This window comes from Shewanella aegiceratis, from assembly GCF_019457495.1.
Classification (GTDB): Bacteria; Pseudomonadota; Gammaproteobacteria; order Enterobacterales; family Shewanellaceae; genus Shewanella; species Shewanella loihica.
In genome coordinates this window covers 1,687,673-1,700,085 of the sequence record NZ_CP080416.1, presented here as the reverse complement: position 1 = coordinate 1,700,085, position 12,413 = coordinate 1,687,673, and the positions used below count along the sequence as shown (strand labels likewise).

Here is a 12,413-nt window from a genome sequence, read left to right as displayed (position 1 = left end):
CACTTTTTAACGCTCTGTGAATCAGTAATGCTCGAGATGATGCGTAGCGAACTCCTCGACCACTTGCATGAAGCGCCCCTCTTCATAGGCCTGGCCGATAATCGCCTGCATCTCACCCAAAGGGATCGCCATCTGATGTCGTTTACTCACGCCGAAATAGACCAGGCGCTGCTCCTCGTGGGTATAGGGATGCACCTTAAGCTTGTCGTCGAAATCACTGAAACGGGCCCTCAGGCTAGGCAGTACCACCTCAGAAACAATAAGCAGATCGAAGCGCCCCTTGAGTAGCATGTTGGTTGCCGAGATCACATCATTGGTCTGCACCTTATTCAGCCCGGTATCACCATCGAAACGATCGAAATACTCTGTCTCCCGCGACACACCTATAGAAAGCGCGCTGAGATCCTCATAGTCATTCACGTTCGCCAGCGTCTGTTGGCTGATGAAGACGAAGCGACCGTCATTGCGATAGGGCAGAAAATAGCTAAAGGCGGCCCGCTCAGGCTTGGCATATATCCCGGCCAACACATCGACGCTACCCTGCTCTAGCATATGCAGGCAACGGGCGAAGTTGGGGCTGGCAATAAAGGTTAACTGGCGCTGTAACAGGCTGGCAAACAGCTCTAGCGCGGCGATATTCTCGCCTATGGGTGGGTGTTCAGGCTGTAGGATCTGAAACGGCGGATAGTGGTCGACGCAGACCCGCATCACTCGCTCATCTTCGACCTCTCCGGCATAGATGGGCTGCGCGGCGAGCAAGCCCGCCGCTAACATCAAGGCCCTAGTAAGCTGCATTCAAGAATGACTCCTGGGACTCCATCTCCCGTTGACCATACTGCTCCTGAAAAAAAACCGGCTTATCAGCCATTTAATCGTTTAGCCTTTTAAAATAGTGCTCTCGTTCAATATCCAGCACCTCCATGGTGATACTGGATACAGAAGCGCACAATGGCGCGATCAGGCGATCGACACACTGCATCAGGTGCAGTTTCTGCTCGCTGGTGCGCCCCGGCATGATCTTAAAGCTGATATGAATAAAGCTAGCAGCTTTTGCCTCGCCAACACAGTAATGCTCGGCGCTATAGGCGCGAGACTTGATACTGGCAGGCTCAAACAGCTCGCTCTCGATGGCGCCGCGATGCACCAGCTCAACCAGGTTATCGATGACAATCTGCTGCGCCAGCGGCGCGCTATATTCGACAATACAATGAGGCATTCTTACTCAGACCATACCGCAAACTCGTTACCGTTTGGGTCCTTAAAATGAAAACGACGACCGCCAGGAAATGAGAAGATCTCCTGGGTGATCACGGCGCCCGCATCGGCAACCGAGGTTAGACATACCTCTAGCGCCTTGGCATAGAGGACGATCAAGGGTGAGCCAGAGGCGATATCGAATCCTTTATCCGACAGAAAAAATCCACCGGCAATACCGGCATTGGTAAAGCAGCTGTACTCGGGACCATAATCTTCAAACTGCCAGCCGAACACCTTGCCAAAGAAGGTCTTGGTCGCGGCAATATCCTTAACCGGGATCTCGATATAGTTAATGGTCTGGTCTTGATTCATTGCATTTCCTTGCAGGGATATTCGTTATTAGGTTTTGGCCCATAAACGTGAGCCAAGTATCACTTTTCAATCTACCCTCGTTCTAAAAGTAAAGCGAGTGTTAAATCTCCCCAGCCGCCGACATAGCCTAGATTTTAGCCAACAAAAAAGGGAGCCTGGCTCCCTTCTGAATCATTGAGGTTATGAAATACAGCTTTTGAAATACAGCTTATTAGCAGTAAGTCTTGAGAGGTTAGTCCAGCAAGGCCGCCAGCAGACCGATGAGACCGCCGAAGACGCCGCCCCAGACCACCAGCCAACCAAGGTGCTGCTTGATCATCTCCTGCACTATCTCTTTCACCAACTGCGGCGTGAGTTCGGCCAGGCGCTGGTCTACTATGCTCTTCACCTTAGCCCTGAGATCGGCTAACACATCCGGCTGCTCTATCTCATTCTTCAGCAGCTCATAGAAATCATCGCTCTGGGACAGCTCCACCAAGGAGGCCTTCATCTTATTGATAAATGGCTCTTTCAGCGGAGCTATCGCCTCTGTGCCGCCAAACATGGCCAGCATGCCGCCAAATGAAGACTGCTCAACCGTGGTCACCAGGGCATCGAAGGCCGGCGACATATCCACCTTCTCGATAACGGGCTCCAGGTTGATGTGTGCCACGCTGCCACCCTGCTGTGACAGGAACTTATCGATATTTTCGTTGGTGAAAAACTGCTCCATCATGAGATGGGCGATCCCCGCCTTAAACTCCTCGAAGCGGGCCGGCACCACGCCGCTGCCGTAGAGGCCGGGCACCTTCTCGAATAACATGTGGATCGCCAGCCAGTTGGTTACCGCCCCCGACAGGGCAAACAGGCCGATGCTAAACAGGATAGCGTGCTGAAAAAGATAGCCACAGACCACCAACGCGGCGGCCAGTAAATTAGTGATAAGACTCTTATTCACCGATTTATCTCCAAGGATAAGACAAAAAACCGCGCCATCTTACCACAAGCAAAATCCCTGAAGACAGCCTATCAGTTTTGGTTAACCGCCTGCTCGGCAAACAGGGCACGGGTGTCGCATTCATCGACGAAGATAAAGCCATCACCACTGAGGTGCTCGCGGCGCACCGCCATCACATTGGTCTCGTCTGCCAGTTCCCTGGCTTTCTCAACCAGACGGGTGGCGATGCCTTGATGGCGGAAGGCTTCCTCGACATAAAGATCGTCAAAGTACCAGACGGGTTTTAGCAGACGCGAGGAGAAAGAGGGATAGAGCTGAATGAAACCGACAATCGCCTGGTCCAGCTGAGCAATGAAGATCACCGAATCGTTCTCATGCAGACGAGCCTGCAGAAAGTCACCACTGTCTGCCAGTGCGGAGGTTTGTCCCAGGCTCTGACGGTAACGGTCAAACAAAGGCGCCAGCAGGGTCAAGTCATCTTCAATTGCAATTCGTATCAGCATATTCCGTCCTTGAAATCTGTATTGCCCTGGGAATGAGGGGCGACAAATACAGTTACATCCTTATGATTTAGTTGATGTTATCACACTAAAATTAAAATAACAGTCCATTGTGGATACTACATAAGTCTAGGCTAGCCCCTTGGACGTTTACGCAGATCTTTATACTCGAACGACAGGCTGTGGATCCGCTCGATGGGAAAACCGTTAAGAAAGGCGATCTCCCGGCTCTCGTTAACCAGGCCAGGTTCGCCGCAGAGAAACAGGTGCTGTTGACGGTCGAACTGATGACACTTGAGCGCCTCGCTAAACGGGTTGGCGTGGATCACCCGCCGCCCCTTGCTCTCACTCTGCCCCGTGATACAGGCCTGATAATGAAACTGGCGATGTTCCAGCATCATCTTGAGCAATTTAGGGTGCAGATAGAGGTCGTTATCGTCCCGCGCGCCAACATAGAGGAAGATCTCCCCCTGATGGCCCTGGGCCAGCGCCTGCATCAACATGCCGTGGGCCACTCCCAGGCCGCTGCCGAAGGCGACGATGATCAGCTTGGCATCACGATAGGCGGTGCGATAATAGCGACTGCCTAGCGGCCCCTGCACCAACAAGCTCTCGCCTATGCCCGCATGGTGATACAGCCAGTCACTGAACTGGCCATTGTATTTGCGCCGCACATGCAGCTCTAAAAAGGGCTCCCCCGGCAGGCTGGTGGGTGAATAGCTACGGGTCAGGCCGTCGAAGCGACGTAAATTGATATACTGCCCCGGATGGTGCGCCAAAGGCTCATCGAGTGCCAAGCGAACACGCACCACGGCCTCATTGATAAACTGCTTCTCCTGGATTTTGGCGCCGATAAAGAGGTCCTGGGGCAAAATAGACTTGAGGCGCAGGGCGGGCGTGGGCTTACACTGACAGGAGCAGAGATAGTGACGCTGCTTGAGCCCCAAGGTCAGGCCGCGCTGGGCGCCAATCGCCATCTCGCCATCGACATGTTGTAGCAGACAGGTTTTGCACACCCCCTTCTTACAGGAGTAATTGACCCGCTGACCATGGCGTATCAGGGTGTCCAATACCGACTCACCGGCCTTGGCCTCAAATGCCTGACCGTCGAGGTAAAATGTTGTCATATATGTCGATTTATCTCGTAAAAATTTAAATAAATTTAATCTTTAGCCGTTCATTATCGATATTAAACCTACTAAAATTATAGCGACTGGTTCACAAACGTGCGGATTGGACTCGCCGTCCCCCCTTCCTTGAATCTTTTCAGTTCGTCTACAACGTCATTAAGGTCATTATGTCTTCCGTCCCATCATTTTTCGCTAAACTCGGACAAAAATACAAACAGCTGCCCAAATATCAAAGATATATTGGTATCTCAATTACCCTGTATTTAACATGGACCCTGTTACTGGGTCTACTGCTTCCTTATCTGCTGACCCAGCAAATCCCTAAGCAGCTGTCGAACCAGATCCAAAGACCCGTCTCCCTCACCCAGGTGAAGATCAACCCCTTTACCCTAGAGGTCGAGCTCACAGACTTTGCCATCAAGGAAAAAGACGACCAGCCCTTTGTCGGCTTTAAACGCCTCGGCCTGAATATCCAATTTTGGGACTCCCTGCTTCAGCAAGGGCTGAGTCTCACCGACATCACACTGAAAAATCCCCACGCCGAGGTAAAACGCTTAGAAAGCGACGAGGCGCTAAGATTTAACTTCTCCGACATCCTGGAGACCCTGGCAAAAAACAGCGAGGCGCAACCAGAGCCGGAACCTGAGCCAGAGGGCGCTAAGACTATTCCCCACTTTATCCTCAAGAATCTGGCGATCGTCGATGCCAATCTGCATCTGCTCGATGAGATCACTCAAGGGGAAGTCAGCTATCCCAAGGTTAACCTCAAGGTTGCCAGCTTCGACTCCCATAACCCCATAGTTGCCACTAAGATGAGCAGCGATGCCGCAAAGCCGCAGCCTCTTGAGGGCCAGAGCCTTGATGCCAAAAATGACGCGGCGCAGAAGGCCAACCGCTACCACATAGAGTTTCATAGCGATCGCGGCGGCAAAATCGCCCTCAAGGGCCAGGTACAGCTCACCCCCTTCGAGCTTGTCGGCGATGTCCGCCTGAGCCATATCGATCTGCCGCAGCTGTGGGCCTTTGTCGATAAGGCCTTCCATGTGTCACTGGACAAGGGCTATGTGGATTTCGCCACCGAGTACCGCGTCGCCATGGATGACGACCAGCTTGAGGCCAGCACCAGCGCCGGCGAGCTGAGTTTCAGTGACCTACTGATCACCCATGAGCAGCGAGAGCTTATCTCCCTGGGACGTTTTGCCCTCTCGGGCATCTCAGCGGATCTTGGCCAGCAGCAGATCGATGTGACCGCCCTGACCTCGAGCGACCTCCTGGTTAACGCACTCCTAGATGATAAAGGGGTAGATCTCGCCGCCCTGCTGGCGCCAATAGGTAATGGTGATAAGGCGAAATCGACTGAGACGCCTAAAGCGACTGACATTAGTACAGAAAACGAGCAGGCTACAGACGCTCAAGATGCCAATCTACAAGACGGCAATGTACAAGTCGCCGAAGCCGATACCAGCAAGCAGGTGGCTAATACTGACAAGAAGACAGACAGTCAGGCACCGAGCTGGCACGCCAAGCTTGAAAAGATCAACCTGAGCAACTATCAGCTAAACCTTACCGAGCAGCTGTTTAAAGAGCAGAACCTCTGGCAGATAGGCCAGCTGCAACTCACCACAGGCGCGGTAGATGAGAGCCTGAGTCAGCCCATCGACTATCAGCTGGCATTAGCCATCAACCAAAGTGCCAAGGTGCAGAGTCAGGGGCAGATCGACGCCCTGGCCAAGCAGGTCAGCGCCGAGCTCTCACTCGAGGGGCTTAGCCTTTACTGGTTCCAGAACTACATTGCGCCTATTGTGAACATCAAGATTGACGATGGCCGCCTGGCCACATCGGGACAACTGCTTGCCGATGCCAACGGAAAACTAAATTATCAGGGCACACTTCAGGTTGACGATCTTCAGGTCAAAGACATTAAAGCCAACAAGACACTGGTGAAGTGGCAAAAACTGGATCTCAACCAGCTCGACTTCGATAAAGAGGCCAATAAACTGGCAATCGATCAAGTCACGTTAAACAAGCCATACGGACGCATTCTGATCAACGAAGATCGCACCACTAATTTCCAGGATCTACTTGTCGCTGCGGACGATAATGCTTCGGCGGATGATTCGGCGGCCGATGCCGACCCATCAGGCGCCGCTAAGCCTGCCACCCGGAAAAATGACAAACAGGAAAAACAAGCTGCAGAGAAAAAGGCCACAGCGCAAACCGCCGATGCAGCCAAGCCGATGGCCCTTAGCATCAACAAGATGGTGTTTAAAGATGGCTCGACCTTCTTTGCCGATAACTCTCTCACCCCTAACTTTGCCGCCAGCATAGAGCAGCTCGAAGGCAATATCGCCAACCTCTCATCAAGTAGCGACAAGGCCGCCAAGGTCGATATCAAGGGCAAGATAGACAGATACGCCCCGGTCGTCCTCAAGGGTGAGATCAACCCCCTGCTAGAGCAGCCTTACCTGGATCTCGACCTTAGCTTCAAGCATGTGGAGCTGACCTCGGTTAACCCTTATTCGGGCACCTACGCGGGTTACTACATAGACAAAGGCTTGATGTCGCTGGACCTTAAATATCAACTGGAGAACAATCAGTTGGTGGGCGACAACCATCTGGTGGTCGATCAGCTGCAGCTGGGTAAGAAGAGTAACTCCAGCCTGGCGACCTCCCTGCCTGTCACCCTGGCCATCGCCCTGTTACAAGACAGACACGGGGTGATCGACCTAGGCCTGCAGGTCTCTGGCGATCTCAACGAGCCAAGCTTTAGCTTCGGCAGCATCATCGCTACCGCCTTTACCAATGTGATCACTAAAGCGGTGACCGCGCCCTTCAACCTGTTAGCCGGCCTCTTGGGCTCAGACGATAAGCTGGATAAGGTGGCCTTTACCCCAGGTCTGGCAACGCTGCCAGAGGAGAGCCAGTCACTACTGAGCAAGCTGGCCAAGGGCTTAGCCGACAGGCCTAAACTCACCGTCAGCGCCAAGGGCGCGGTGGATCCGGTGAGCGACAGTCAGGCCCTTATGACGGCCAAGTTACACCAGGCGCTGATTGCCCAGGCGCAGCTTGATGATGCCAAGTTCACCGAGGCGCAGATGCCGGCTGAACTCACCGCCAGCACCTTCCCGACCACGGGACTACTCTCCGATGCGCTTAAAGCTCTCTATGAGAAGACACTGCAAAAAGATCCCGGCGAAGTGCTCAAGGAGATCAAACAGCAGCAGGCCCAGCAGGACAATAGTGCCGGGAATAAGAGTACCGAGAAGCTGAGCGACGAGGAGCTGCAGACCCGCTGGCATATCGCCCTGTACAACTATCTGGTCTCGGCCCAGCAGCTCGACGATAACGCCCTGGGTCAGCTGGCTCAGAGCCGGGCCCTGGCCGTGAAACAATACCTGATTGAAGAGGCCAAGATTGAACCTGGCCGGGTATTCGTGCTCGACAGTCAGGCCGCGCTCGACACCAGCGCCTCACAGGCCCTGCTGACCCTAAGCGCCGAATAACAGAGGCGTTAACCTCATCAGGCGGCCAGGCTCCAGTTTATGGACAGCTTGGCCGTTTTTTATTTGCCGCTACAGGCCATAGTGTCTTCACAACATACTTGGCGCCAAACAGGGCGAAATGCAGCTCACCAGCGCTCAGTTTGCACCGAGGCTTTGATCTCCATCACGCTTGCGTTAGAATCCGCCCCATCAAAATTATCTAGGAGTCGTTAATGTTTATTGTTCGCTGGGTATTAGGCCGCATTATCCTGTTTTTGAATTTTGTTTTTACCCCTAAGAAGCGTCAGCGTCCGCTGGCCGAGCAGGCAAAGGTCGACGAGCAGACACAAGGGCTCCAGCTTTATCAATACGCCGCCTGCCCCTTCTGCGTGAAGGTACGCCGCGCCATTCGTCGCCAAGGGCTAAATATCGTCACTGTCGACGCCAAACAAGCCGAGCATCAACAGATGCTGGTAGAACAGGGTGGACTGGCCAAGGTGCCTTGCCTGCGTATCGACGAGGCGGGAGAGACTCAGTGGATGTATGAATCCTCAGATATCATAGATTATCTCAACAAGCGTTTCGCCTAAGGTTTAACCTAGGCACCTTAGCTATCGCCTAAGCGCAATGGGCACCCTAGGGTGCCCTTTTTATTGCCTGGATCAAGCCGCTAGAGATGGGGCATCATCCCCTTGAGCACTATGTCATGATAGGTCACCACACCTAAGATCTTACCCGCCTCGATCACCGGGGCCTTGTTGATGCCGAAGCGTTCGAACAGCCTGGCGGTATAGCGAATATCCATGTCGGCATGCACAGACAGCACTGGCTTTATCATGATCTCATAGACATTGACCCGCTCCGGCGACTTGTCTTTCGCCAGCACCTTTCGGGCGATATCGCTCATCAGCACCATGCCATATTCGTCGTGTTCATGACGCTTGTTCACCAGCAACATGCTGACATCGTTACCCACAGCCAACTTGATCGCCTCGGCCACGGTATGCAGACCATCGACCATCACATAGCTGTCTTTCATGACGTCGCTGTTCTTAATTAGCCTGCTTGGTTTCATAGTTGATCCTCAATCTCTTTGCTGAGTTTTTCCACCTGATGGGCGACGCCCACGGCGTCCTCCACATCTATCTGTATGGCAATCCCCTGCCCCGGGTTAGTGTCAAACTCCCCTACCCGGCAAATGGTTTCCAAGATGCTGCGGCTCATGTGCTCCTCCACCAACCAGAGGATCACGTCGCGCTGTATATCCAGGCCCAGGCCCATGAAGGTCTTCTTCTTCTCCAGCCCTTCGCCGCGGGCATGGTTGATGACTGTCGCTCCCGTGGCGCCCGCCTCTCTCGCCGCATCGAGCACGGTATCGGTACAGGTTTCATCGACGAAGGCGACGATAAGTTTAAAGCGCATGGTCTCGCTCCTTAGCGGATTTTCGCTGACTTAAGAATTCGACTAACTGGGCATAGCCCATTACTGTGATCATAGGAAATAGGCTGGCAAAGGCAATCAAACCAAAGCCATCGATAAGCGGGTCTCGCCCCGCCACATTGGTCGCCAACCCCAACCCCAGCGCCGCCACCAGCGGCACGGTAACGGTGGAGGTGGTCACCCCGCCCGAGTCATAGGCCAGTGGCACTATCATCTTAGGTGCATAATAGGTCTGGATCACGACCAGCACATAGCCGGCCATGATGTAGTAATGAATAGGGTCGCCCACCACGATACGAAAACAGCCCAGTGCAATCCCCATGGCGACCCCGATCGCCACAGAGATCCTCAGCCCCTGAATGCCGATGGCGCCGCCCGAGACCTCGTTGGCCTTGATCGCCACGGCAATCAATGAAGGCTCGGCGATCGTGGTGCTAAAACCAATAGCCGCGGCAAACAGGTAGACCCAAAGATAATCCTGCCAGATAAAGGGCGAGTCGCCGCCTTCTGGATGAAGAAAATCGGGCGAGGTCAGCTGACTGGCCATGCTCTGGCCGATGGGAAACAGCGCCAGCTCCAGCCCCACCAGGAACAGGCTAAGGCCGATGATCACATAGACAAACCCCAACAGCACCCGGCGCCAATTGGCTATGGCACGTTTAAGTACCCCGAGCTGAAAGCCAAACAAGATGGCGGCGATGGGCACCACATCACGCATGGTCAATAAGAGGGTGTCTAGCATCTCACTCAGGTAAGTCATCACAATACCCACATGCCGTAGAGTAATACGAAGATCATCGGGGTTAGGCTGGCAAAGGCGATCAACCCAAAGCCATCCAACATGGGGTTACGTCCCTTGATCACGCTGGCCAAACCCACCCCCAAGGCGGTCACCAAGGGCACGGTAATGGTGGAGGTGGTCACGCCGCCTGAGTCATAGGCGATCCCTATGATGTTTTCCGGCGCAAAAGCCGTCAGCACCATGACACAAAGATAACCGCCGATGATCAGATAATGAATGGGCCAGCCCTTGAGGATACGGATCACCCCGAGCAAAATCGCCAGCCCCACAGAGATGGCCACCGTAAGCCTGAGCCCCATGGCATAGCTATCCATGGCATCCTGGCTTGCTGCAATGGCCCCTGAATTTGCCGCGACCTCGGCCGCCTCGTTGGCCACCGCCGTCAGCGCGGGCTCCGCTAAAGTAGTGCCAAAACCCAGGGAGAAGGAGAAGACCACCAACCAGAAGACGCTGCCCTTACGCGCCAGCGCCTGGGCCAGAGACTCACCTATGGGAAACAGGCCCATCTCGAGTCCGAAAACGAAGAAGGTCAAACCGAAGACGATAAACACCAGCCCGAGCAGGATCTCGGCCAGATTAGCCGGGGCCTGATGCAGCACGAAGATCTCGAAGAAGGCGACCACACAGATGATGGGTACCAGATCTCGAAAACTGCCGAGTAATGAACGAAACAGGCTGATCAAGGCCGACATGCAGACTCCTTAGCACTGGGGAGCTCCTAACACATTTCCCCTTACCTTGAGTGTGCCAAGACGCTAACAAATAACAACAATTTTCTCACATCCCGCCCCATTTACGTGAGCCAGTTCAAGTTACCGAGCCAGAGTCAATTTAGGTAAAGTCAGGTCACCTGGGGTGATCTCCCCCGGCGATTGGGTTATGCTGACCCTGCAACGAATGTTAACCTCGACGAAAAATAAAGATAACAACAAGATGCCGATACGCTCCCCACTGCTTAACACCACACTGCTGCTCACAGTAATCCTTGGCCTTGGCGGCTGCGCCAGCAAACGCGACGTCGATGATTTTAAGGTGCGCGTTGAAGATACCTTCCATACCTCGATCAAGGGCAACGGCATCAAGCTGTTTACCTACAGGGTGAAGTACGCCGATCTACCGACGCTTGAGCAGCCCCACATGCAGCGGGTACGCCAGATAGAGAAGATGAAACGCTCGGGCAGCAAGAAACGCTCTGTCTATGAGCCAGATCTGACCCGCTGGACACAGCAGATAGAGTTAGGCCTTGAGAAGACCATCGCCATGACAGGCTACTGCCGCGAAGGCTATCTGGAGCTGAGCCGCATCATAGAGGAAGGACGCGGCGAGATCCGCGGCGAGTGTAACGACGGCGCCACCGACGCCGACATCAGCAAGTTTGCCAACAAATAAGCGCCGAGTTACCTCTCAGCGCTGAAAGCGTCCATGGGCCAGGAAATATGCCGTCTGGGCGATGACGCTAGGGTTATTCATCATGAAGGGATGGGTGACCGCCAGGCTGATATGATCCCGCATCCCCTCCAGGTGGGTGCGGGCCACAGAGACCTTACCATCGTTAGGCCCTGGCAATAGGGTCGAGAGCAGCAGGTTCACGCTGCGACTGCCGGCAATCACTCCCACTTCAAAGTGCGCTTTGCCCAGGCGATTGGGCACGCTCCCTTCATCCGTGCCCAGCTGCAGACCCGCCGGGCCGTTTATCCACTTAAATCCGGGAAAAGCCTTGAGGCTATCCACCACCTCGCTGCCGCGATTGGGCGGCCCAAGCATGACCACGCGCCCAAGTGTAGGCAAGGTATGCTGGCTCAGATACTGACGCACCAGTATGCCGCCCATGGAATGGGTCACGAAGTGCACTCTCTCGCCCCGACACTGTGACAGCGCCTTGTCGATATGCTCGCCGGCGAGGGTCTCGATATCAAACTGAGTCGAAGGGTACCCCAGATTCACGCACTGATAGCCCCTAGCCGACAGGGCATGTTCCATCTTCTCCATCGAGCCTCGAGTACGCGCCAAACCATGGAGTAAGATCACTGACTCATTGTGGGGGGACGTCACTGGCTGGCTCCTTGTTATTCCGACTTGTCCTTGTTATTCCGACTTGTCCTTGTCATTCCGGTTTTTCCCTGTTCATCCTGGGTCAAACAAACTAGAGCAGGCGATACTCGATAAGATAGAGGGTATCAATCTCACCATATATCTCGGCGATCACCGCCTTTAACTGCTCAAGCGTCATATTCTCCTGCGCGGCGTGCCGGGAGTTTAATGCCTCGAAGCAAAGTGTTTCGACCCGCACAACCTGAATATCGCAGAAGTGTCGCCCGGCTTCAAAGGTGGATACCGACAAGCGATCACCGACACGAAAGTGCGACTCGCTCTCATCCCTGAGGGTGATGGTTTTCGCTCCGCTGAGGATATCGGCTTCGAATCGCTCGAAGAAGGTGATCTTGCCATCATAGGTTAACGGGGTCATATTTCCTCTATCTGCTATTTTTGCCTATAGCCGCTTGGCACAGATTAGGTTAAAATCCGCCCCCGGTTTAAGCTAACTAGGTTTAA

General features: G+C 53.9%; 15 protein-coding genes. 3 read left to right on the top strand and 12 right to left on the bottom strand.

Going from position 1 to position 12,413, the window contains the following annotated elements; genetic code table 11:
- Positions 1–21: 21 nt before the first annotated feature.
- The 6 genes from K0H80_RS07655 to K0H80_RS07630 form a co-directional block, all read right to left on the bottom strand.
- On the bottom strand, positions 22–795 hold the full coding sequence (locus tag K0H80_RS07655; protein ID WP_220073605.1) for a substrate-binding periplasmic protein: 774 nt from the start codon (positions 793–795) through the stop codon (positions 22–24).
- Between the two features lie 73 nt (positions 796–868).
- Positions 869–1,216 carry a 5-carboxymethyl-2-hydroxymuconate Delta-isomerase gene (locus K0H80_RS07650; protein WP_220073604.1) on the bottom strand — a complete coding sequence of 116 codons (348 nt, stop codon included), beginning with the start codon at positions 1,214–1,216 and terminating at the stop codon, positions 869–871.
- 2 nt (positions 1,217–1,218) lie between these two features.
- Positions 1,219–1,569 carry a VOC family protein gene (locus K0H80_RS07645; protein WP_220073603.1) on the bottom strand — a complete coding sequence of 117 codons (351 nt, stop codon included), beginning with the start codon at positions 1,567–1,569 and terminating at the stop codon, positions 1,219–1,221.
- A 232-nt stretch (positions 1,570–1,801) separates the two neighbouring features.
- Positions 1,802–2,506 carry a DUF445 domain-containing protein gene (locus tag K0H80_RS07640; protein ID WP_011865304.1) on the bottom strand — a complete coding sequence of 235 codons (705 nt, stop codon included), beginning with the start codon at positions 2,504–2,506 and terminating at the stop codon, positions 1,802–1,804.
- A gap of 71 nt (positions 2,507–2,577) precedes the next feature.
- Positions 2,578–3,009 (bottom strand): GNAT family N-acetyltransferase, encoded by a 432-nt coding sequence (locus K0H80_RS07635; protein WP_220073602.1) that lies wholly within the window; start codon positions 3,007–3,009, stop codon positions 2,578–2,580.
- A gap of 131 nt (positions 3,010–3,140) precedes the next feature.
- Positions 3,141–4,133: a 2Fe-2S iron-sulfur cluster-binding protein gene (locus K0H80_RS07630; protein WP_220044855.1), complete on the bottom strand. Its 993-nt coding sequence runs from the start codon at positions 4,131–4,133 to the stop codon at positions 3,141–3,143.
- Positions 4,134–4,303: 170 nt separating this feature from the next.
- Between K0H80_RS07630 and K0H80_RS07625 the strand changes: the two genes are divergently transcribed.
- Positions 4,304–7,639, top strand: coding sequence for a DUF748 domain-containing protein (locus tag K0H80_RS07625; protein ID WP_220073601.1), 3,336 nt, complete (start codon positions 4,304–4,306; stop codon positions 7,637–7,639).
- Positions 7,640–7,851: 212 nt separating this feature from the next.
- Positions 7,852–8,208: a glutathione S-transferase N-terminal domain-containing protein gene (locus K0H80_RS07620; protein WP_011865300.1), complete on the top strand. Its 357-nt coding sequence runs from the start codon at positions 7,852–7,854 to the stop codon at positions 8,206–8,208.
- Positions 8,209–8,288: 80 nt separating this feature from the next.
- On the opposite strand, the gene K0H80_RS07615 is transcribed toward K0H80_RS07620, so the two are convergent.
- From K0H80_RS07615 to K0H80_RS07600, 4 genes are read right to left on the bottom strand one after another with little or no spacing between them, the layout of a single operon-like run.
- Positions 8,289–8,693 carry a CBS domain-containing protein gene (locus K0H80_RS07615; RefSeq protein WP_011865299.1) on the bottom strand — a complete coding sequence of 135 codons (405 nt, stop codon included), beginning with the start codon at positions 8,691–8,693 and terminating at the stop codon, positions 8,289–8,291.
- Positions 8,690–9,040: a P-II family nitrogen regulator gene (locus K0H80_RS07610; RefSeq protein WP_011865298.1), complete on the bottom strand. Its 351-nt coding sequence runs from the start codon at positions 9,038–9,040 to the stop codon at positions 8,690–8,692. Before K0H80_RS07610 ends, K0H80_RS07615 begins: the two co-directional genes overlap by 4 nt.
- Positions 9,030–9,818: a DUF1538 domain-containing protein gene (locus K0H80_RS07605; protein WP_220073600.1), complete on the bottom strand. Its 789-nt coding sequence runs from the start codon at positions 9,816–9,818 to the stop codon at positions 9,030–9,032. Before K0H80_RS07605 ends, K0H80_RS07610 begins: the two co-directional genes overlap by 11 nt.
- A complete protein-coding gene (locus K0H80_RS07600; protein WP_220073599.1) occupies positions 9,818–10,552 on the bottom strand; it encodes a DUF1538 domain-containing protein in 735 nt (244 codons plus the stop codon). Before K0H80_RS07600 ends, K0H80_RS07605 begins: the two co-directional genes overlap by 1 nt.
- A gap of 241 nt (positions 10,553–10,793) precedes the next feature.
- On the opposite strand from K0H80_RS07600, the gene K0H80_RS07595 reads away from it, so the two are divergent.
- Positions 10,794–11,249: a hypothetical protein gene (locus K0H80_RS07595; protein WP_258406206.1), complete on the top strand. Its 456-nt coding sequence runs from the start codon at positions 10,794–10,796 to the stop codon at positions 11,247–11,249.
- 15 nt (positions 11,250–11,264) lie between these two features.
- Here the strand turns inward: K0H80_RS07595 and K0H80_RS07590 are convergent, their stop codons facing one another.
- Together K0H80_RS07590 and yqfB are read right to left on the bottom strand one after the other, a co-directional pair.
- On the bottom strand, positions 11,265–11,912 hold the full coding sequence (locus K0H80_RS07590; protein ID WP_258406205.1) for an esterase/lipase family protein: 648 nt from the start codon (positions 11,910–11,912) through the stop codon (positions 11,265–11,267).
- Positions 11,913–12,003: 91 nt separating this feature from the next.
- The gene (gene yqfB, locus K0H80_RS07585; RefSeq protein WP_220073597.1) at positions 12,004–12,327 is read right to left on the bottom strand and encodes a N(4)-acetylcytidine aminohydrolase; all 324 of its coding nucleotides are present in this window, start codon (positions 12,325–12,327) and stop codon (positions 12,004–12,006) included.
- Positions 12,328–12,413: the final 86 nt, after the last annotated feature.

Bases quoted from the DNA above. Each gene is read 5' to 3' on its own strand.
- K0H80_RS07600 (WP_220073599.1), bottom strand. From the start codon at position 10,552: ATGTCGGCCTTGATCAGCCTGTTTCGTTCATTACTCGGCAGTTTTCGA.
- K0H80_RS07630 (WP_220044855.1), bottom strand. From the start codon at position 4,133: ATGACAACATTTTACCTCGACGGTCAGGCATTTGAGGCCAAGGCCGGT.
- K0H80_RS07645 (WP_220073603.1), bottom strand. From the start codon at position 1,569: ATGAATCAAGACCAGACCATTAACTATATCGAGATCCCGGTTAAGGAT.
- K0H80_RS07655 (WP_220073605.1), bottom strand. From the start codon at position 795: ATGCAGCTTACTAGGGCCTTGATGTTAGCGGCGGGCTTGCTCGCCGCG.
- K0H80_RS07650 (WP_220073604.1), bottom strand. From the start codon at position 1,216: ATGCCTCATTGTATTGTCGAATATAGCGCGCCGCTGGCGCAGCAGATT.
- K0H80_RS07595 (WP_258406206.1), top strand. From the start codon at position 10,794: ATGCCGATACGCTCCCCACTGCTTAACACCACACTGCTGCTCACAGTA.
- K0H80_RS07610 (WP_011865298.1), bottom strand. From the start codon at position 9,040: ATGCGCTTTAAACTTATCGTCGCCTTCGTCGATGAAACCTGTACCGAT.
- K0H80_RS07635 (WP_220073602.1), bottom strand. From the start codon at position 3,009: ATGCTGATACGAATTGCAATTGAAGATGACTTGACCCTGCTGGCGCCT.
- K0H80_RS07615 (WP_011865299.1), bottom strand. From the start codon at position 8,693: ATGAAACCAAGCAGGCTAATTAAGAACAGCGACGTCATGAAAGACAGC.
- K0H80_RS07625 (WP_220073601.1), top strand. From the start codon at position 4,304: ATGTCTTCCGTCCCATCATTTTTCGCTAAACTCGGACAAAAATACAAA.
- K0H80_RS07620 (WP_011865300.1), top strand. From the start codon at position 7,852: ATGTTTATTGTTCGCTGGGTATTAGGCCGCATTATCCTGTTTTTGAAT.
- yqfB (WP_220073597.1), bottom strand. From the start codon at position 12,327: ATGACCCCGTTAACCTATGATGGCAAGATCACCTTCTTCGAGCGATTC.
- K0H80_RS07605 (WP_220073600.1), bottom strand. From the start codon at position 9,818: ATGACTTACCTGAGTGAGATGCTAGACACCCTCTTATTGACCATGCGT.